11 protein-coding genes are annotated in these 21,368 nt (G+C 48.0%); 5 read left to right on the forward strand and 6 right to left on the reverse strand.

Annotation, left to right across the window (positions count from 1 at the left end; translation table 11 throughout):
- Positions 1-161 precede the first annotated feature (161 nt).
- Complete coding sequence (locus JUB15_RS02055) at positions 162-710, forward strand: Crp/Fnr family transcriptional regulator (protein ID WP_207510653.1); 549 nt, start codon at positions 162-164, stop codon at positions 708-710.
- 80 nt (positions 711-790) lie between these two features.
- On the opposite strand, the gene JUB15_RS02060 is transcribed toward JUB15_RS02055, so the two are convergent.
- The 4 genes from JUB15_RS02060 to JUB15_RS02075 all read right to left on the reverse strand — a co-directional run bounded on the left by JUB15_RS02060 (position 791) and on the right by JUB15_RS02075 (position 7,253).
- A complete protein-coding gene (locus JUB15_RS02060; protein WP_207510654.1) occupies positions 791-1,111 on the reverse strand; it encodes an SHOCT domain-containing protein in 321 nt (106 codons plus the stop codon).
- A 302-nt stretch (positions 1,112-1,413) separates the two neighbouring features.
- The gene (locus JUB15_RS02065) at positions 1,414-4,026 is read right to left on the reverse strand and encodes an Ig-like domain-containing protein (RefSeq protein WP_207510655.1); all 2,613 of its coding nucleotides are present in this window, start codon (positions 4,024-4,026) and stop codon (positions 1,414-1,416) included.
- Between the two features lie 147 nt (positions 4,027-4,173).
- Positions 4,174-5,775 carry a glycosyl hydrolase family 18 protein gene (locus JUB15_RS02070; RefSeq protein ID WP_207510656.1) on the reverse strand — a complete coding sequence of 534 codons (1,602 nt, stop codon included), beginning with the start codon at positions 5,773-5,775 and terminating at the stop codon, positions 4,174-4,176.
- A 26-nt stretch (positions 5,776-5,801) separates the two neighbouring features.
- Entirely contained in the window at positions 5,802-7,253 is a 1,452-nt protein-coding gene (locus JUB15_RS02075; RefSeq protein ID WP_207510657.1) for a carbohydrate-binding protein, read from the reverse strand.
- A 1,028-nt stretch (positions 7,254-8,281) separates the two neighbouring features.
- Between JUB15_RS02075 and JUB15_RS02080 the strand changes: the two genes are divergently transcribed.
- Positions 8,282-12,364: a glycosyl hydrolase family 18 protein gene (locus JUB15_RS02080; RefSeq protein ID WP_207510658.1), complete on the forward strand. Its 4,083-nt coding sequence runs from the start codon at positions 8,282-8,284 to the stop codon at positions 12,362-12,364.
- Between the two features lie 214 nt (positions 12,365-12,578).
- Here the strand turns inward: JUB15_RS02080 and JUB15_RS02085 are convergent, their stop codons facing one another.
- Positions 12,579-13,733, reverse strand: a complete 1,155-nt coding sequence (locus JUB15_RS02085; RefSeq protein ID WP_207510659.1) for an MFS transporter — start codon at positions 13,731-13,733, stop codon at positions 12,579-12,581.
- Positions 13,734-13,837: 104 nt separating this feature from the next.
- Positions 13,838-14,728: an AraC family transcriptional regulator gene (locus tag JUB15_RS02090; RefSeq protein WP_207510660.1), complete on the reverse strand. Its 891-nt coding sequence runs from the start codon at positions 14,726-14,728 to the stop codon at positions 13,838-13,840.
- 346 nt (positions 14,729-15,074) lie between these two features.
- Here JUB15_RS02090 and JUB15_RS02095 point away from each other — a divergent pair, with 346 nt between their 5' ends.
- From JUB15_RS02095 to JUB15_RS02105, 3 genes are all read left to right on the forward strand, one after another.
- Positions 15,075-16,451: a TolC family protein gene (locus tag JUB15_RS02095; RefSeq protein WP_207510661.1), complete on the forward strand. Its 1,377-nt coding sequence runs from the start codon at positions 15,075-15,077 to the stop codon at positions 16,449-16,451.
- Positions 16,452-16,657: 206 nt separating this feature from the next.
- A complete protein-coding gene (locus JUB15_RS02100) occupies positions 16,658-19,936 on the forward strand; it encodes an efflux RND transporter permease subunit (RefSeq protein ID WP_207510662.1) in 3,279 nt (1,092 codons plus the stop codon).
- Between the two features lie 91 nt (positions 19,937-20,027).
- Positions 20,028-21,209, forward strand: coding sequence for an efflux RND transporter periplasmic adaptor subunit (locus JUB15_RS02105; protein ID WP_207510663.1), 1,182 nt, complete (start codon positions 20,028-20,030; stop codon positions 21,207-21,209).
- Positions 21,210-21,368: the final 159 nt, after the last annotated feature.

Consider the following 21,368-nt stretch of genomic DNA (forward strand, 5'->3'; position numbering starts at 1 on the left):
AAAGCGGTTACGAATCAGGGAAAACAAATTATTAATTCGGAAATAGTATTTACACTTATGTGAAGCAGATATTATAAATCATACCTTTGGAATACCGGTTATGGTCCTGTTGAAATGTGCATATCCCGCCTGTTGCACCATCGCCGTGTACACTATTTTAAATGAAAACGCTGAAAGATCATATCAAACGCACCATTTCCGTTTCGGATGATGAGTTGGAGTATATGGTGCAGTTATTTCAGCCACTGACCCTCGAAAAAGAAACCCACCTTATTAAAGCGGGTCAGTATTGCGATAATTATTATTTTGTTGAAACGGGTTCATTGCGGGTATACACAATGGTTGATAACCTGGTAGTCACCAATTGGTTTGCTTTTGAAGGGAACTTCTTTACCGATCTTGAAAGTTATACTTATCAATGCCAGGCAAAGTTCAATATCCAGGCTATCGAGAACTGCTCCTTATTATATATTTCCAGGAGTAATATGAATGCCCTGTTGGCGCAATATGCCGCCTGGGGCGAACTGGTACGCAAGACCTGGGAACAGGCATTCCTCAGACTCACGCAGATCGTGTTGTCGGTACAAACGATCTCTGCCAAAGGCCGGTATGAGCATTTGTTCAATCACCAGGAATTCATCCAAAAGACCCCGGCCAAAGACCTGGTTACGTTACTGGGCGTTCCGGATCCTTCCCTGAGCAGGAAATAATTGTACAGTTAAACAGACCTGTAAGGTCCATCATTGGTCTTGCTTTATTAAAAGTTGAATTGGACCTGACAAGCGTCGCTTTAAGAATAATAGATCAGGTTGGCTCTTCTTTCCTGGTATTCTTCATCAGAGATCTTTCCCTCGTCTCTCAGATCTATCAGTTTTATCATTTCTTCCAGCTTATTTATGGCAGGCGTTACAGGCTGGTTGGTGATGCCGTTTGACCGGCTGCTGCCCGGGTTTTTAACCAGCATGGCATATACGATCAACGCCAGTGGCGCCATGAGCGAGAGCCACAGGCCATTGCCCGAAGATACTGTTCCAAATGCCGCTACTATAATCCCAATGACCGCTACAATTAAAACAAGCCGGCGTTGTTTGTTCATGATCAGTAGGTTCATAATGTACACCGTTTTTATAGAATGAAGAAATGGTAGTTCGTTTTGGAATAGCAGTAATTTTCCACCATCAGCCGGGGCAGCTAATTCATTGGGAAGGGAAAATGATAAGTAAAAAGTACAGTTCTTTCTATTGGTGGTTATTTAACAGCAGTGCAGCTTTCCTGGGGAGGGAGATCTATTCATAGTAAGTTACAAAAAATAATTGAAAGTTCACTTCACATAAAGAAAAGGCATAAAGGCAAAAGGCATAAAGGAACTTCCTCTATGCCTTTTCTCGTTGCCTTGATGCCTCGTTGCCTTTCTTAGCGTTTGATCAGTTTCTTCGTTATGGTTTCTTTTCCGGTATAGATCTTAAGGAAATAAACCCCTGTGCGCAAACTGGCTATATTGAGGTGCTGCCCGCTCAGGATGCGTGGTGCACTGTAGACAATAGCGCCATTTACGTCAATAATTTTTACATCGAAAAATTCTCCCATATTACCGTACTGGATAACCAGCTCACTGTTAACCGGGTTAGGCAATACCTGCAGCGAGGCCTCGTAGCCGGTGAACGGCACCACGCCGTCAGTTGCACCCGGGGCCATGGTGCGGGCCGCAGCCTGGCGAACCACTATGGAGCTGGTCCAGTCGTTCAGGTTGACAGTAGTGCCGCCGGAAAGACCTGCACTCACCAGGCAGGCGGCATTGCTTCTGAACAGATAAGCCGGACCTGCGAAATTGTTGTCGCGGTACAGGATCATTTCATGACCGCTGTTCACTTTTACCGAAGAAACATCGTCGTTTATGACGCCGAGCGCCATTAACTGGTTAACAGTGTAGCTGCCAACGGGCAGATGGATGGCATACCCGCCATAATCGCAATGTTTATACACAATAGCACCGGGCGGATTGCTTATGATAACATTGATCTGTGCAGTGGCCTGCCCGCCCCGGTCGTCGGTCGCTACCACTCGTATTGCATGAGTTCCGGCAGGTGCATTCGCCCAGGTAAATGAATACGGACTGCCAGGGTCTTCGCCCAGTTTCGTAGTACCATTGAAGAATTCCACTTTACTGATCGCGCCGTCAGCATCCGATGCATTTGCATTGATGGTAACGCTGGCAGGAGCGGTATAACTGGTGCCGCCCGCTGGTGCGGTAATGCTTACAATTGGTAAGGTATTGGTTACAGAGCGAATGCGCAAAGAAGCCGCAGAATCATTCCAGCCGCTGCTTACCAGACACGAAATATCCGTTGTATAGCCTGCAGAAGCGCCGGTGAAATTGTCGTTCCTGTACAGCACCACTTCATAACCGGGCGTAATTTTGATTGACGAGATGTCTTTATTGGTAATACCGCGGGCGCTGAGTTGCGCAGTTGTATAACCGCCTTCATTCAACCCGATGGCGAAGGCGCCCGTGTAGTTGCAATCCTTATAAAAGATGGCAATGCCTGTTGGGGCAGAACCACCGGCCACAGTGCCTGTGATCGAGTATGCACCCAGGGAGCCGTAGTTGGAATAGCCCGTGGTAAGCGGATTGCCTGAACCCGTACCTGTAACCGAAACGTAATAAGTGCCGGCGGCCAGTGTGGCGCTGATGCTGGCGTTCAGGGTAGTGGGATTGGCAGTGGTAATGGCGGTTCCGTTCCTGTCGTACAAAGTTGCCAGTACATCCAGGTCGGGATACCAGGTATTGGCGTTGAAGCTCAGGTTGATGTTACCGCCGGTGGTGCTGAAGGAGAACATATCCACATCGCCGGTACGTTCAATTACGCCGGTGTTGCTTACACTGCCTGCAGCACTGATCGTAAGCGCGGCAGCAGCTGACATGGAATTGCCATGGTCATCGACCCGGTACCCTACGCCGTAAGTGGTGCTGGCGATCATGGCCAGATCATCCTGGGTGGTGCTTGGATTGGCATATTCGCCCTTACTCCATTGCACCAGCGATTTATAATAGCCAACGCCCATAATGGGCGCCCAGTTGCCCTGGCCCTGGTAATAGTCCTCATCGGGCGATGTTCTGCCGTCGTGCGACAGCCCAAAGGTGTGACCCACTTCATGTGAACCGGCCTCGCCGGCTGCCCTGGCGCCACTGTTGAATACCCAGCAGGGTGTTTCATCATTCCACCTGAAAGAACCCAGATAAGCTACCCCGCCGGCTCCCGGAGCAGCTGTATTGGTAGGTGTAAAAATGCAACGCATTCTTTTCGTCTTTGGGTACGTATTAAAAACAGCCTCACTGGTGGTAACGTTCAAATGGAAAGGACGGAAATCCTCGCTGATCAATCGCCATACGTTTTCCTTATCAGCATCTGACAGGTTAGCCGGGGCCGCATTGATAGGATTACCGTTGTTCCAGCCAGTACCTGAAACATATTGTCCATCGAAATCGAGCAATACACAACCATTGCCGCCGGGATAACTTTGCAGGTCGGTCACTGCAGCCGCTGCATTGGCCGCAGGTGTTTCGTTGGCGCCTGTATCGCCGGCTGGCGTTGTGCCCGCTTTATTGTAATCGATACAAACTACTTTGTTAATGTCGGTCTCTTCAATAAATACAGCGCCGTTGTTATCCGAAACGTACTTATAAGCTTTTTTACTATTGCGCATGAGGATATGACCAACTACTGTTTTACCCTCGATCATAAGATAAAAGGAAGAATTGGGAACATTGTCAATGCTGCCGGCCAGCTGTTCAACCTGTGCGCCTGTTGACTGGCGGAAATGGATGGCGGCGGGTAAAGTAAGCGAAGCGGAAATTCTTAATTGTAAAAGGCTTTTACCATTCGGCTGTTTTGTTTTGAATAACTGGTCGCGATAATTTTTTAAGACATGGGTGCTGCTGCCTATGGCAAAACGTTTGTCCTGTGCATAGGTTACGGACCCGAAGGCGCATAGGCCTGCCAGCAGGTACAGATTCAGTTTTTTCATGGTGGTCAATTAAGGTATGATATGAAGTATAAGCGAAAACCCTGTCGGGCAAAAACCTTTCCAGGTTCCATACATATTTTTAAATATGTATGTTCCGGTGTAAGCCAGACAGGGTTTATGAGCTAATTAGCGGGATAGTAATAACACTTACTTAATGAACTGACGGGTGATCCTGGTGCCATTCTTTGCGAACACCAACGTATATACGCCGGGTGCCAGCGAAGATACATTGATCCGGTTGCCGTCTGCACGTGATGATAACACCTGTTTACCGTTAATATCGAAAATGTTGATAATTCCACCTGACAGTGATTCACCGCTTATAATGTTCAATTGCTGTTTTACAGGATTGGGATAAATGGTGAAAGCGTCAGCTGTTTGAACAGGTTGGCCGGTCAGGGTGCTCACTGCTTCGGTACGCGCTGCAGTAGTTACAGGGGTAATACGAACCCAGTTCAGGTTCCAGCCGCCTGCCTGTGCATACACGCCGAAATTATAAGTGCCGGCATTGATGGTAACATTATGAGAAACGGTTGTCCAGTTCTGCCAGCCACCGGTTGATGGAATAGCAACCTGGCCGAGTTGAATCGTACCTGCATTCAGGTCGCAGGATACAACGCCGCCGCCATTTAAGCTGGCCACCCGGTATTCTACTTTGTAAGTACCGGTGACAGGGAAGTTGATGTTGTAGAAGGCCATCCAGTCAGTAGCGTCGATCCAGCCTACGTTAGAGCCGCCGCCTGCATCGGTACAAGCTTCTGTTTGTACACCTGACATGCTGTTATAGTTCTCCGCCTGGATGAGGGTGCCCGGGGGAGGAGGGTTAGTGCCACCTCTTTGCAACACCACTTCATGAATAGCCGATAACAATGAGTTTGGATTGCCGGCGTTGAAATCGCCCGACAACTCCCAGATCATTATCCCATTGCCCTGATCGAATGCCAGGTTGGTTTTGTTTTTGATGGTAGTGATACCATTGTAATACACCCCATTGAAAACATCGGCATACGGGTTAGCGCCCCGGTTAACCAGCTGTGCATACGTTTCCCAGCTGGGTCTGCCATAGAAGGGAACACCCAATACGCATTTCTCTTTGGGTAAACCACGGCCCCGCCAGTAGTTTATTGACTGTTGCGCGTAGCTGAAATTTGAGTGATCGGCATTGTTGGCGTCATAAGCCATCAGGTTCAGAAAGTCGACAACAGGGAACACACTGCTCAGGATACTGCCGCCGTTTACGGCAACCACCGCAGCTGTCAACAGTTTGCCCCGGCTGTGCATAGCAGTAGACAATTGCGACATCAACGCAAGATAGTTGTTGGCAGAAGCGCCGGCATCGGGATATTCCCAGTCGATATCAACACCGTCGAGATTGTACTGATTAACGAAGTTGATCAGGTTGTTCACGAAATTGGTGCGGTAAGTACTGTTTGCGGCCAGAGATTCAAAACCACTGTCGTTGCCGTCGTTCCAGCCGCCAACTGCTATCAGTACTTTTACGCCATTTGCATGCGCGAGTGATACAAGGCTTTGCAGTTTCCAGGGATTTTCTATTGCCTGCAAACCACCTGTTGCCGTTGGCAATGCGAAGGCATAATTGATATGAGTAAGCTTACTGTATTGTATAGCGTTCACATCGCCTGCCCACGAAGGCATATAACCGACCACCCTGAACTGCGCAGATGCGCGTTGCATGGAAGCAAAAAGGAGTACAAGCAGGAAAATCTTTCCCGGTAGATTTCTTTTCATGATGTCAGATTTTAAAAATTGCGGTTTTATTTCACGAACTCTTTGGTAATTCTTGTCTGGTTTTTAGTGAAAACAAGCGTGTACATACCAGGCGGCAGTTTGGTTACATTTATCTGGTTGCCGGCCGGCCTTGCTGTTAATACCTGTTTACCATTGATATCGAAGATGCGGATGAGCCCGCCTGTGAGCGATTCTCCGCTGAGGATATTCAATTGCTGCCTGACGGGGTTAGGGTAAATGGTAAATCCTTTGCCGGCCTGCACCGGGTTGTTGATGAGGTTGTTCACCATATCGCTTTGGGTTACCCTTGCTGTTGATAGCGGTGTAATACGGATCCAGTTCAGGTTCCAGCCACCTGCCACGGCAAATATGCCCGGATTATAGGTTCCGGCGTTTACATGCACGTTGTGCGAGATGGTGGTCCAGTTTTGCCAGCCGCCGGTAGCAGGTACATCCAGTTGACCCAGGACGATAGAACCTGCGTTGAGGTCGAGCGATAAGCGGCCACCACCGTTCAGACTTGCCACCCGGTATTCAATTTTATATGTGCCTGTGGTGGGGAAGTTAACAGCGCCATAAGCCATCCAGTCATTGGCATCTATCCAGCCAACATTCTGGCCACCGCCGGCATCTGTCGTGGCTTCGGTTTGAACGCCGTTCATGCTGGTATAACTTTCTGCCTGTATGGTGGTGCCGGGCTGGGGATTGCCACCGGCATCCTGGTACACGCGTACGTAATCAACATACATTTTTGCGGGGAAACCATTGAGGTCGATATTGAAACCCGGCCAGTTGCCACCAACGGCCATGTTCAACAACAGGAAATGATTGTTATGGAATTCGCTGGTGCCGTTGATGCCGCCGCCAATGTACATTTCGTGGAACTTCGTTCCATCGAGAAACCAGCGGATATAATTGGCATCCCATTCAATGCTGTATACGTGATAGTCGGTGACCGTACAGAAGGTGTTACCCCCGTAGGAAGCATAGTTATTGTTGTGATCCCTCCAGTGTGGTGTGCCATACGTTCTGTTTTCAGCATTGATGTGTTCCATGACATCTATCTCACCACAGTCGGGCCAGCCAACTGTAGTGATGTTATCGCCCAGCATCCAGAAAGCAGGCCAGATACCGGAAAATGCCGGCATTTTAATGCGCGCTTCTATTTTACCATACTTCCATGATCTTCTTCCCTGGGTTTTCATGCGGGCAGAGGTGTAATTGAAACCGCCGAATGATTCGCGTTTGGCCGTGATCACGAGCTGACCGTTCTCAATGGCAGCGTTTTCGCCGCGGTAATATTGCAGTTCATTGTTGCCCCAGCCGCTGCTGCCATTGCCGGTTTCAAAAACCCAATCGGCGCCAATGCTGTTGGTAAATTCATCCTGCCATACCAGCTGCCAGTTCTGTGCCTGGGCATTTTTCTGGAGGGTGGTTAGCGACCCTGCCAATAAGCAAGCGAGTAGAAACTTTTTCATAGATAAACAATTTGGTGTTTTATAATGGTCAATAGTCAATAGTCAATGGGCAATAGACAATGGGCAAAAGCCAAACGGCAATCGACAATCGTCAATTGGCAATAGACAATGGGCAAAAGCAAAACGGCAATCAACAATCGTCAATTGGCAATAGACAATGGGCAAAAGCCAAACGGCAATCGACAATCGTCAATTGGCAATAGACAATTCCCCGCAGCCGCGCTGCGAGTAATGGTAACTGGTAACAGGTAACCGGAAACCGGTAACTGGTAACAGATTCAAAAGGGAAAAAAATGGCTATATCTAAACAGTCTCAGGGAAGCGGGTTCAATACCCGCTTAAGTGCCAAGGGATGCAACTACAACTTAATTACTATTTACAGGCAAGTGATCTCTGCAAAGAAGGTAGAGGCAAAAATCACTCCAATTGAATCATCTCGCTAAATCGTTTGAAATTTCAAAGCTATACATGATTATCATGATGGCAAAGAGTAAAATTACTCGATAATCGCCGCAGCGGCTGGCAGACGCTGCCGCCGCTATTTATGGAACCTATAACAGTGACGCAGGGTGGTTTCTTAAGATTATCTGTTTATTTTTTGATAAATTGTAAGTCTTGCATGTGTTCGGGTCTGAGAATCAATTTAACAGTAACGGACATCCTTAATGTGGAAAAAAATAAAACTGTTTAAGTAAACAGAATATTTCGATCTGCTTTTACTTTGTACCTGCTTCTGCAACTATATTACTGCATTTACGAATTACCTTCTTCAATTTTTTAATACTAAAAAAGCTTAACGCTTAAGGCTTGCTGTGCATTTTTTTATGCGCTCAAATAAAAGTGCGCCTACGTAACGCTTACATGTAAATGACATTGCTTTCAGCCTTACGCCTTCAGCCTTGTGCCTTGAGCCTTGAGCCTTCAGCCTTGAGCCTTCAGCCTTGAGCCTTGTGCCTTTAGCGTTCCGCGTTGAGCGTTTAGCGTTGAGCGTTCCGCGTAATTGTTAACCAAAAAAAATGCCTTACAGTATGAAAACGTTGTCTACCCTACGCAAAAAGCGCCGCTGGCAATTTTTGCAGTATGTTCATTTGGCTATTTTGTTTTGTTTGTTTTGCAACAGCCATGCGCAGGTGAGCCCATCGGTGCCGGCGACTACCGCGCAGCACACCAAACAGGTGATCGGTTATATTACGCAATGGGATGCCTGGAAGGAAGTGTCGAACCTGGTTCCCAAAGGCGGCTTTAATCACCTGAATGTTGATTATTCCCAATATACCATTCTGAATTTCTCGTTCTTTGGCGTTGCCAAAGATGGTTCCTTACACAGTGGTGATTTCCGTAATAAGAATATTTACCAGGCAGGAGCGGTGCAGGAACCGGCTGCCCTGGTGAATGAAGATATCTATAGCAGCTGGGACCTGTTCCTGTTGTACGGCGAGCTGGAAACTTTGTATTTTATTTCAGATGGCAGTTATGCTTACAGCCTGGGTTATCGCAATGAAGGCAGCGGCTGGCGGAATGTGAATACCGGCAGAACCGGCGCCTTTCCGCTGTCGATCCATAAACAGGGTGGTGCCCCCGGCGTACTTGAACTGGCGCATTCAAAAGGCGTGAAAGTAATGGCCTCTATCGGCGGCTGGAGCATGTGTAAACATTATCCGGAAGTAGCCGCAGATGCCGCCAAACGCGCCAAATTCATTGCTAATTGTAAAGAGTTGATCGCAATGGGCTTTGATGGCATCGATTTCGACTGGGAATATCCCAATGATCCCGGTATGAATATCGAACGTTACAGTACGGCCGATTATAACAATTTTGCCACCCTGCTCGAGGAACTGCGTGCAGCGATAGGTAACAGCAAACTGATCACTTCCTGTTTTGCTGCATCCCCTGGAAAGCTGGCCGGCTTTAACTGGACCCGTATGAACAGCGTGCTCAACTACATGAATATGATGACCTATGATTATAATGGCGGCTGGAGCAACAAAGCAGGTCATAATGCGCCGTTGTATGATTATCCGGGGATGGAGTACCAGGGTTTTTCTTTGGATGGAACAGTGAGGGGTATCCGTAACCTGGGTATTGATATGAGCAAGGTGAACCTGGGCGCTCCTTTCTATGGCAGAGGCGTGATCACGAGCGGAGCGGCTGCCCTGAATGGCGCTACTACCAAACGTGCTGAGACGGTGCAGCCGGATGGTCCGATTCAAACCTGTGCCGATTTTACCAACTGGGCAAGAGACCTGTGGGATGGTACGCCGCCTTACAGTTATATTCTGCAGGCCACCGGCAGTGGTTCGGGTTGGACCGACCATTGGGACGATGTAGCCAAAGTTCCGTACAAAACAAAAGGCAACTATTTCCTGAGCTATGATAACGAAAGATCCATTGAGGCGAAAGCACAATACATCAAAGACCAGGGACTGGCAGGGGTGATCATCTGGCAGGTCTATGGTGATATGACCGACATGATCAGCAGCACCGTGGCAAAAGGCAAACTGATCTTCTGCCCCAATACCAAATCGAAGCTGGTGAACAAGATCAACCAGGTGTTTGCCAATGGCAGCACAGGTGGAAATCAGGCGCCAACTGTGTCAATCACAGCACCCGCCAATAACGCCACATTTACCGCACCGGCCGGCATCACCCTTACTGCGAATGCAGCTGATGCCGATGGCAGCATTTCAAAGGTGGAGTTCTTCAATGGCAGCACACCTATCGGTACTGCTACTGCCTCTCCCTACACCGTTAACTGGAGTAATGTGGCAGCAGGCAGCTATTCGGTTACAGCTGTTGCTACCGATAACAGCGGTGCCACTACCACTTCTTCCGCTATAACATTAACGGTTAATGGAAATACCGGCGGCAATGGCGGTAACAAGGTGATCGTGGGTTACTGGCATAACTGGGGTACTGCTACGGGAACGCCTCCTTATATCCGTTTACGCGATGTGAATCCTAAATACAATGTAATACAAATAGCTTTCGGGATGAGCGGCGCCGACCATGCTACCATCAGCTTTACACCGGAAGGTACTTCCGTAGCGGATTTCAAAGCCGATATTCAAACCTTACAATCACAGGGCCGTAAAGTGCTGCTGTCACTGGGCGGTGAGAACGGCGTTCTGTTACTGAATACAGCGGCTGCTAAAACCGCCTTTGTAAATTCCATGAAGTCGTTGCTGGATCAATACAATTTCGATGGATTTGATATTGACCTCGAAGGGGGCAGCAACCTCGTGCTTGATAATGGCGACAACAACTTTATGAATCCAACCACCGCCAAGGTGGTGAACCTGATCGCTGCGGTAAAAGAGATCATCAGCTACCGCAAAGCAAATGGAAAAGAATGCTGGTTGACTATGGCGCCCGAGACCTATTATGTGCAGGCTGCCTATGCTTCCGCCTATTCGCCATTGGTAGGTGCTTACCTGCCTTTGATCTATGGGTTGCGCAATGAATTAACGTTCATTCACCCGCAACTGTATAATACCGGTCCAATGACGGGTATGGACAATAAAAACTACTCTTCCGGCAATGCAGACTTCATTGTGGCTATGACTGAAATGTTGTTAAGTGGTTTCCCTGTAGCAGGTACCAGTCAAACCTTCCCTGCCTTGCGCGAAGACCAGGTAGCCTTTGGTTTACCTGCTATGACCTCAGCGGCGGGCTCTGGCTACACAACACCTGTCAATGTAAAGAATGCTTTGAATTACCTCACAAAAGGGCAATCTTTTGGCGGTGGTTATGTTATGCGTAAGGCAGGCGGTTATCCCGGGCTGCGAGGTATCATGACCTGGTCGATCAACTGGGATAAGGCCAACGGCGACGAGTTTGCCAATAACTATTATGAGTATTTCTTTGGCAATACCGGTGGCAATAACAATGCGCCGGTGGTGAGTATTACATCACCTGCCAATAACGCCACCTATACAGCACCGGCTACGGTGGTTATCACTGCTGCTGCCAGCGATGCCGATGGAACGGTAAGCAAGGTGGAGTTCTTTAATGGCGCCAGTAAACTGGGCGAAGCTACCGCATCACCATACACTTATACCTGGGGCAGTGTTGCCAATGGTACTTATACATTAACGGCAAGAGCCACGGATAATAAAGGCGCTGTAACCACTTCTGCTGCTGTAATTATCACAGTAGGAACAGGTGGCGGCACAGGCTGTAATGGCATTGAACCATGGAGCGCAACTAAAGTTTATGTAGCGCCTAACCAGGTAGTGTATAATAACAAAGTGTATGAAGCTAAATGGTGGACACAAAACGAGCAACCTGATCTGAATTCAGGCGAAGGCAGGGTTTGGAAATATATCAGCGATTGCAATGGCGGCGGTAATAACAATGGGCCTGTTGTAACTTTCACTTCCCCTGCAGCCGGTGCTAACTTTACGGCTCCTGCAACAATTACAATGGTGGCCACTGCCAGCGATGCAGATGGTTCAGTAAGTAAAGTGGAATTCTTTAACGGGGCCACCTACCTGGGCGAAGCTACGGCATCGCCATACAGCTATACCTGGAGCAATGTAGCGGCCGGTTCTTATACCCTTACAGCAAAGGCTACAGATAACAGTGGTGCGGTTACTACATCTGCGGCAGTAACGATCACCGTTGGTAGCAGCACAGGCGGCGGCAATTGCGCCGGTGTTGCTGAGTACCAGCCTTATCCCAGAATTTACAGCAGGGGCGACAAGGTTACTTACAATGGCAATCTATACGAAAGCCAGTCTGATGCGCTGTACAATGTAACACCTGGTACGGCTGACTGGTGGTGGAAACCGCTGGGCGCCTGCAGTGTTGCTACAATGAGCAGTGCAGCCACCAATATGGCGACTACAGTAGGAGGGGCTTCTGTTGTGCCCAACCCGATCAGCGGTAGCCAGGCCCAGGTATTGAAATATGCGGAAGCCGGCGATCAGTTGATCATTGAAGTGCAAAGTGCACGTGGTTATGTGGTGAGCAGCCGCACGTATACTGCCTCAGCTACCGGCGTCAGTGCTATAACTATCCAGACAGGTGGACTGGCCAAAGGGATCTGGATCGTTCGCATCACTAACAAAAAAACAGGCAATGTGAGCACAACCCGGTTGGTAAAACTATAGCATATCGAACTGTGAAGATCGATGATAAAGTGGGTATTGGAAGATGATTGGAAAAACCAAGGTATAAGGTGCCAGGGGGAAGATGTCAAGGCTCAGGTTCCCCGCCTGATCCGGTCCTGCCCCCTGGGCCTTATCTTTTGTATCTGTTTCCTGTATTCTTGTTAATTCGTCAACCCGTCAACCCGTCAACCTGTCAACTCTTTAACTGGTCAACTTAATCCTTCATTTCACTCACCAGCCAGGTGATCAATGCGCCGAATAAAGCAATCAATGCAATTGACCAGCGCAGGTTAAATGCTTCAGCAATAAAACCAACAGCAGGTGGCACGATCAAAAAGCCAAAATAACCAATGGTAGAAACGCCGGCAATGGCAGGTCCGCCACTCATATGTTTGATCTTGCCTGCCATGCTGAAGACCATTGGTACCACACAGGATAATCCGAAGCCCGTCATCATAAAACCCACGGCGGTTGTAATGGTATAAGGAAAGACAGCTGCAAGCAACAAGCCGGTGAGGATGAGCAGGCCGCTGTACTTCAACATATTTTTTACGCCGATGCTGCCAGCCAGTTTATCGCCGGTCAAACGGCCGAGGGTAATGGCCACCATATAAATGGCATAACCGGTCGTGGCCATTTCTTTGGAAGCATGTACCGCTTTTTTCAAGTAAATAGCGCTCCAGTCGTACATGGTGCCTTCACAGGCCATGGCTGCAAAACAAATGAATCCCAGCTTGAGCAAGGCTTTATCGGGCATCCTGAATTTCGTTTTCTGTAACCGCTCATGCGGTTGTGGTTGCTGGTGAACCGTATCTTTAAAAAAGAAAACACAGAGACTGGTGAGGATAATACATACCGACAGGAAATGCCATGAGGGTGGAATGCTGAAACTGACCAGCAGCGACCCGATGGCTGCAGCGGCAAAACCGGCAATGCTCCAAATACCATGAAAGGTAGTAATGATGCTTCGGTCATACATAGCCTGCACCCCAATGGATTGTGCATTGGCCGAAATATTGAACAGGTTGCGCGAACAGCCGAAGAAGAACAATACCACTACCAATTGCCAGGTTTCGGTGGTAAATCCAACCAGGCATAACATGAGATTAAAGATTACCGCACCGGTGAACATGGTATACCGGCTGCTGACCCGGCGCAACAAATAACCCGTGACCGGTAAGGTGCACATAAGTCCGGCGGGCAGGGCGAACAGAACCGCACCCAGCCTGCCTTCACTTAAATGTAAATTTTGCTGAATGGTTGGAATACGGGAAGCCCAGGAGGAAAAACCAAAACCCGACACAAAGAAAAACACAGCCGTAGCTATTCGGGATTTCCGGGGAGAAACATTGATCGACGCACTAGACATAATTAATACAACGAGATTAAGATTTCAATCAATTTAATCGTTACCGGTTACCGGTTGCAGGGAAAATCCCTGTAACCGGTAACTTGTAACCTGTAACTGTTTTCTCAGGCTGTAGCAGCCGCTACCATTTTCCGGTCGAACATTACCTGTTTACGGTAGCCGGTAGGGCTCATGCCTTTGTATTTTTTAAAAATGCGGTTCAAATGGCTTTCATCGGTAAAATGTAATTCAAAGGCAATCTCGTTAATGCGCATATCGCTGTGCAGCAATCTTGTTTCTACCAGTTTCAGTTTGTAGTTGGTGATATATTGTTGTAAGGTTTCGCCGGTATGTTTTTTAAAGTACTCACTGAGGTAATTGACCGAGATCTGGAAAGTGTTGGCAATTTGTTCGGCCTTTAATAATTCAGGTTTGTAAATATTGGCCTGCACATAATGTATGATCTTGTAAATGGTTTCATCATTGTTGGAATCATACTTCATTTTCCCCGGCACTTTGATGTACAGGTTGCGGGCAACAATAGAGATCACGGTATTCACCATTTGATGAATGATCTCCTGGTGATAGGGATCTTTATTGATATGCTCCTTGATCAATCCTTCTATCAACGCTTTTACTAACACACGATCGTTCATTCCTTTCAGGATGCAGCCGGGTGAATGCGTGGTATTATGAAAAATGAACTCCAGCTTTTTTATCCATTCATTCTGATGGCTGTTAGCCAGTTCATTCTGTGATTTGAAATAAATATCATTGAAGCGGATCAGGAAAAATTTGGTTGTAGTCCTGACCGTCAGCTTGTGTGAGTCCTGCGGCGTAAGCAGGAAAAGATGACCGTTACTGTATTCGAATTTATTCTTATTGATGCAATGGGTGCCGGTGCCATCGATGATATATACCAGTTCGAAGAAGTTGTGTTTGTGGGTTGGTTTGAGGCACTCATCTGTTTCTTTATAAAGTATCTCGAAAGGCTGATGGAGGTTCTCCGTGTTCATGCCTGTAAAAGTACAGAATAAACCCAAAATTGTACAACAGAATATCGAACCGGAATTTGCATTTTTACATGCCTGTTAAAATTCGCGCAGCCTGGTAAAAACCGGATCATTGATCACCTGCTACATGAACGCTGAGCAAACATACTGTCTCTGCCACGATGCTTTCCATTAAAAACGGATTAAAAGGTGAGGAGTAACTTCTTTCACTGCGAAGGATTTTTCACCGTTAACGTTCAATTAACAACCAATCATGGTCTTACGCGAAAGAATTTACGGGTTACACTTTCTAACTACAGCAAGAACCCAAAAAAGTACTAAACGTGTCACTCCACTACCGGTGATCGTTATGGGGCTGCTATTGTTTGGATTTGACAAGCCGGCAACAGCGCAGTCATCATCACCGATGCTATTATCAGAAGCCATCGATGCGGGATTAAAGAATTATCAAAGCATAAAGGCGAAGAAAAATTACCTGGATGCTTCAGCCGCATTGGTGCAAAATACCCGCAATGAATATTTGCCTAATGTAATTGCCTCGGTGCAACAGGATTATGGTACCATTAACGGACAGTATGGTCCTCTGGGCGCGGTGGGCGTTCCGGGACTGGCATCGAGTGGTCCGGTCAGTGCTTCGCAAAACTGGAATGCCTCTTTTGGCTCGCTGTACTTCATAAACACCAACTGGGAATTCTTTACGTTCGGCCGGTTGAGATCAAAGATCAACCTGGCCAGTGCCCAGGTGCAACGGGATTCTGCCGACCTGGTACAGGAACAATTTATTCATAGTGTGAAGATTGCAGGGGCTTACCTGAATTTACTCACCTCCCAGAAGCTGGTGCAGAATGCGCAGGCGAATCTCAACAGGGCATTGTCGGTAAAAGAAGTGGTGACGGCAAGAACCCGCACCGGGTTAAATGCCGGCGTTGATTCTGCCATTGCCAATGCGGAAGTTTCCCGCGCCCGCCTGGCGCTGATCAATGCACGCAACAACGAGCTGCAATTGCGGATCCAGCTGGCGCAGTTCCTGAATGTACCGCCGGCCGCTTTTAATCTCGACACCAGCTTTTTTACGGCGCTGCCCGCCGAGGTAAAAACCAATGCGCCTGTTACGCAAAATCCGCAAATAAAGTTTTTTCAGTCACGCATCAATCAAAGCGATGTGGCTACCGCCTACCTGAAAAGAAGCATTTTACCGGGCGTGAACCTGTTTGGTGTTTTTCAAACCAGGGGTTCGGGGTTTGATCATACTTATTCACCGGCTACCAACCCAAAGTATTCAGGTGATTACCTGGATGGTATCAGGCCAACGCGCAGCAACTATGTGGCAGGACTGGCCGTTACCTGGAATATCATGAGCATTGCTAAGATAAAACAGCAGGTAAAAGCACAGCAGTTCATTACCGAGGCCTACAAGAATGAGTACGACCAGGTGAATACCCAATTGCAGGATCAATTGATCCTGGCCGATCAGCGCATCGAGAACAGCCTGGAAAGTGTGCATGAGGTGCCGCAGCAATACCAGGCCGCTGCCGACGCCTTTTTACAGAAAAGCGTTTTGTACAAAAATGGCTTAACCAATATCGTTGACCTGCAGCAGGCCTTGTTTACGCTGAACCGCGCAGAAACCGACCGCAGTGTGGCGTATATCAATGTATGGCAGTCGTTGTTGTTGAAATCGGCTGCTTCCGGAGATTTTGATCTTTTTATAAGGCAGGTTAAATAGTTCAAAGTTTATAGTTCAAAGTTCAAAGTTCAAAGTTCAAAGTTCAAAGTTCAAAGTTCCAAGTTCAAAGTTCAAAGTTTACAGTTTATAGTTCTTAGTCCTTTATTGTATGCGAACAGTAATCGCAAATCCGCTAAACTTTTTACGTATCAAGCATTCTGCGTTCAGCGTTTTGCGTTCAGCGTTCAGCGTATTAAATATAATTTATGAATCTCATTAGATTAGCATTACGAAAACCCATAACGATCCTGGTGTTGGTGGCAGGGTTGTGCTTTTTTGGGGTAAGCGCCGTGCGGAGCATCAAGGTAGACATCTTCCCCAAGCTCGACCTGCCGGTTATTTATATCTCTCACCCCTTTGGTGGTTATACGCCCAACCAAATGGAAGCATTCTTTGGTAAACAATACGTGAACCTTTTACTGTATGTATCTGGTGTAAAGAGCATTGAGACAAAGAATATCCAGGGGCTAACGTTGATGAAGCTGTCTTTTTATCCCGGAACCAATATGGCGCAGGCTGCAGCGGAGGTCAGCGCGTATTGTAACCGGGCCCAGGCAATTTTTCCGCAAGGGTCACAGCCGCCGTTCATCCTGCGTTTCGACGCCTCCACGCTGCCGGTAGGACAGCTGGTATTGAGCAGTGCAGTGCGCAGCAACAACGAGCTGATGGACCTCGCCAACGTGTATGTACGTTCTTCTTTTACTTCTATTCCCGGCCTGGTATCACCGGCGCCTTTTGGTGGTAACGTGCGTACGGTGGTCATAAAGGCCGATCCGGAGTTGCTGCGGGCGCACAATATGACGCCCGATCAATTGGTGGCCGCCATACGCATCAACAACCAGACCTCTCCTTCGGGCAATGTGCGTATCAATGATAAGAACTATATAACACCAACCAACACCACTATCAAAACGATAAAAGATTTTGAGAACATTCCGTTATTCAAGGGCGGGGTTCAGAACCTGTACCTGCGCGATGTGGCAACCGTTGAAGATGGCGCCGATATTACCTCAGGGTATGCCCTGGTAAATGGAAAGCGGTCGGTGTACCTGCCGATCACCAAATCGGCCGATGCCAGCACCTGGGAAGTGGTGCAGAACCTGAAGAAAGCCATTCCAAAATTTCAGGCCCAGTTGCCTGATGATGTAAAGTTGTCTTATGAATTCGACCAGTCGGTATATGTGATCAATGCGGTGAAGAGTTTGATCTCGGAAGGCGCTATTGGCGCCATACTTACCGGGTTGATGGTACTGTTGTTCCTGGGCGATGCAAGAGGCGCGTTAATTGTGATATTGACTATTCCAACCTCCATCATTTCCGGTGTCTTGTTCCTGTCGCTGTTCGGGCAAACCATCAATATCATGACCTTAAGCGGTCTGTCGCTGGCCATTGGTATCCTTGTCGATGAATCAACGGTGACGATCGAGAACATACACCAGCATTTTGCGATGGGGAAACCGAAGGCGCTGGCCATCTGGGATGCCTGTAAGGAGATCGCTTTTCCCAAGTTGCTCATCCTGTTGTGTATCCTGGCGGTTTTTGCGCCGGCATTCACCATGGGCGGCATACCCGGTTCTTTGTTCCTGCCGCTGGCGCTGGCAATTGCATTCTCCATGGTAACCTCTTATTTCCTGGCCCAGACCTTTGTACCCATCATGGCCAACTGGATCATGAAGGCGCATCCTGTAAACCATCATACCATGGAACAGGTTAAAGCAGTGGTTGAACATGATAAAGATACCTGGGATCAAAAGAAAGTATTGCTCGATAAAACAGGCAAAGATGCCAAAGGTTTTGAAAAGATCCGCGCACGCTTCCTGCGGTTCCAGGAACGGATCTTACCTTACCGCAAACCTGTAGTGATCGCCTATCTTGTGCTGGTAAGTGGCGCCGCCGTATTGTTGCTATCGAACATTGGCCGTGACGTTCTGCCCCGCACGAATGCCGGACAATTTCAGTTGCGGATAAAAGCGCCTGAAGGTACCCGTATTGAACGTACTGAAGGGTTTATGCTGAAAACGCTTCAGTCGCTGGATGACCTGATCGGCAAAAAAAATATCTCTGTTACTTCTGCATACGTAGGTCAGCACCCCGCATTGTTCAGTACCAGCCCCATCTACCTGTTCATGCCTGGCCCCAATGAGGCCGTTGTGCAGGTGCAGTTGAGTGAGGAATATGAAGAAGACCTGGATGAACTGAAGGAAAAGATCAGGGCGAAACTGGCGACGGTTATCCCGGAAGTGAAATTATCTTTTGAACCGATTCAACTAACCGATAAAATCCTGAGCCAGGGATCGCCTACACCGGTGGAGATCCGCATTTCAGGCAGAAATAAAAAACTGAATGAGGAATATGCCAACAAGGTGATCGATAAATTGAAAACGATCCCGTACCTGCGGGATGTGCAATTGGGCCAGTCGACCAAATACCCTGCTATCAACATCAATATCGACAGAACCAGGGCCGCGCAACTGGGCGTGGATATCAACGATATTTCGCGTTCGCTGATCACGTCTACTTCTTCGTCACGTTATACCGAGAAGAACGTGTGGGTGGATGAAAGGTCAAACCTGTCGTACAGTGTGATGGTGTACGTACCTGAAAACAAAATGACCAGCGTAAGCGATATCGGCGAAATACCGCTTGTAAGCAATCAGCCACGGCCGGTTCTAAGCGATGTGGCTTCCATTACACCCGATTTTACGTATGGTGAGAACGATAACGTGGGCGCCATGCCGATGCTGAGTGTTACTGCCAACTTGAATAATAAAGACCTGGGTACCGCTACCAGGGACATTCAAAAGGCCCTTCAATCGATGGGCGAATTACCGCGCGGTTTAACTGTTGAGCCCAAAGGTTTAAGTGAAGTGCTGACCGATACGCTCGACAGTCTGCAGGGTGGATTGCTGGTAGCCATTGTGGTGATCTTTTTGATGCTGGCTGCGAACTTTCAATCGTTCAAGGTGTCGGCAGTGATCCTGGCCACCATACCAGCGGTTGTGTTCGGGTCGCTGGTGATGTTGCAATTAACCGGTTCTACGCTTAACCTGCAATCGTATATGGGTATCATTATGTCGGTGGGTGTGTCCATCGCCAACTCGGTGCTGCTTATTACCAATGCAGAGCACCTCCGCCTGCACAACGGCAATGCCTGGGCATCCGCGAGGGAAGCAGCAGCGCTGCGGTTACGGCCTATTCTCATGACAACCATTGCGATGGTGGCGGGGATGATACCAATGGCTTCGGGTTTCGGTGAAGGCGGCGACCAGGCATCTCCTTTGGGACGTGCCGTAATTGGCGGTTTGATCGCTTCTACAATTGCCGCCTTGTTTATTCTGCCCATGGTATTTGCGTGGGTGCAGGGAAAAGCTTCCATTCAATCTGTATCCCTCGATCCTGAGGATAAGGAGAGTAAATATTATCATGAGGGTGAGTCAGCAATCGTCAATCGTCAATCGACATTCGGCAATAGTGAAAATTCGTAGAGTTCGAGTAAAATGTAAAAGGTGTGCCACATTTCCCCGCATCGTCGAAAGTAAATGTGGCACACCTCAATCAAATAGAAAAAGCGCATATATGCAACTGAAAAATGTAATACATCATGATCCTGTACGTCAGCCGGTTTTCAGCCGGTTGTTAAAAGGAAGCACGGGCTTTGTGCTGGCGGGTATTGGCCTGCTGGCTTTATTGCAAAGCTGCAAGTCAACCAATGGGGAGGAAACGGCGAATAATACGAAAGCAGCACCGGTTGTGGTTTCAACCGAAGTGGTGTCGCTGCAAAAAGGCAGGCTTTCTTCTTCTTTGCAGATCCCTGGTGAGTTGGTGGCTTTTCAACAGGTTGACCTGTATGCCAAGGAAAACAGCTTTGTACGGAAATTATACGTAGATGTGGGCTCTGAAGTAAAGACCGGTCAGTTACTGGTAACCATGGAGGCGCCTGAACTGGCTTCGCTGGAGGCGGCGGCACAGTCGAGGTTAAGATCGCAGGAAGCACTGTATATAGCCAGCAAATCGAACTACGAACGGTTGCTGGAGACGAGTAAAACGCCTGGTACCATTTCGCAGAATGACCTGGATCAGGCCCTGGCCAAAAAGAATTCAGACTTTGCCCAATGGGATGCGGCCAAAGCACAGTCCCGCGAAGTGGCCAACAGAAGGGGCTACCTCGAGATAAGAGCGCCTTTCAATGGTGTGATCACCGCCCGTAATGTTAACCCCGGCGCTTATGTAGGTCCGTCAGGAAAAGGGTCTGAATTTCCGTTATTCACGCTGCAGGAGCAAAAGAAATTGCGGTTGGTGATCTATGTACCGGAAGCCTATACCGGTTACCTGAACCAGCAGGATATTGTGAACTTCAACGTGAACGCATTTCCGAATGAAAAGTTCTCTGCCCAGGTAAAAAGGCTGGCTGGTGCGCTGGACAGCCGCCTGCGCTCGCAGCGGATAGAAATGGATGTAACCAATGCGAACAAACGATTGCTGCCGGGTATGGTTGCCAATGTCATGATCCCGCTGTCAACGAAAGACAGCACGTTCATTTTGCCCAAAACGGCTGTGGTAAGCTCACAGGAGCGGGTGTTTGTAATTAAAGTGGTTAACAATAAAGCGGAGTGGGTGGATGTGAAGAAAGGCCGGGAAACCGATGGTAAAGTCGAAGTGTTTGGTGAGCTGAATGCAGGCGACCTTATTGTGAAGACGGGGAGTGAAGAAGTTCGGGATGGTTCTACCGTAATATTAAACAGTAGTCTACAGTTTTAAAGTTTACCGTTTTTAGTTTGTTCGTTGTATATAGCCAGGTTTTGATTTTTCAGTCAGGAATTGTTTGTAGTTTTAGAAAAGTGATGAGAGATGAAAAAAAAGCAAAAAGCCGTGTAAGGGTTGATCCTTGCACGGTTTTTAATTTCAGGCTGCTTACTT

It is taken from the genome of Longitalea luteola (genome assembly GCF_017356035.1).
Lineage (GTDB): Bacteria > Bacteroidota > Bacteroidia > Chitinophagales > Chitinophagaceae > Niastella > Niastella luteola.

Coding starts and splice junctions, on each gene's coding strand:
- JUB15_RS02105 (WP_207510663.1), top strand. CDS start 20,028: ATGCAACTGAAAAATGTAATACATCATGATCCTGTACGTCAGCCGGTT.
- JUB15_RS02095 (WP_207510661.1), top strand. CDS start 15,075: ATGGGGCTGCTATTGTTTGGATTTGACAAGCCGGCAACAGCGCAGTCA.
- JUB15_RS02065 (WP_207510655.1), bottom strand. CDS start 4,026: ATGAAAAAACTGAATCTGTACCTGCTGGCAGGCCTATGCGCCTTCGGG.
- JUB15_RS02075 (WP_207510657.1), bottom strand. CDS start 7,253: ATGAAAAAGTTTCTACTCGCTTGCTTATTGGCAGGGTCGCTAACCACC.
- JUB15_RS02060 (WP_207510654.1), bottom strand. CDS start 1,111: ATGAACCTACTGATCATGAACAAACAACGCCGGCTTGTTTTAATTGTA.
- JUB15_RS02080 (WP_207510658.1), top strand. CDS start 8,282: ATGAAAACGTTGTCTACCCTACGCAAAAAGCGCCGCTGGCAATTTTTG.
- JUB15_RS02090 (WP_207510660.1), bottom strand. CDS start 14,728: ATGAACACGGAGAACCTCCATCAGCCTTTCGAGATACTTTATAAAGAA.
- JUB15_RS02085 (WP_207510659.1), bottom strand. CDS start 13,733: ATGTCTAGTGCGTCGATCAATGTTTCTCCCCGGAAATCCCGAATAGCT.
- JUB15_RS02100 (WP_207510662.1), top strand. CDS start 16,658: ATGAATCTCATTAGATTAGCATTACGAAAACCCATAACGATCCTGGTG.
- JUB15_RS02070 (WP_207510656.1), bottom strand. CDS start 5,775: ATGAAAAGAAATCTACCGGGAAAGATTTTCCTGCTTGTACTCCTTTTT.
- JUB15_RS02055 (WP_207510653.1), top strand. CDS start 162: ATGAAAACGCTGAAAGATCATATCAAACGCACCATTTCCGTTTCGGAT.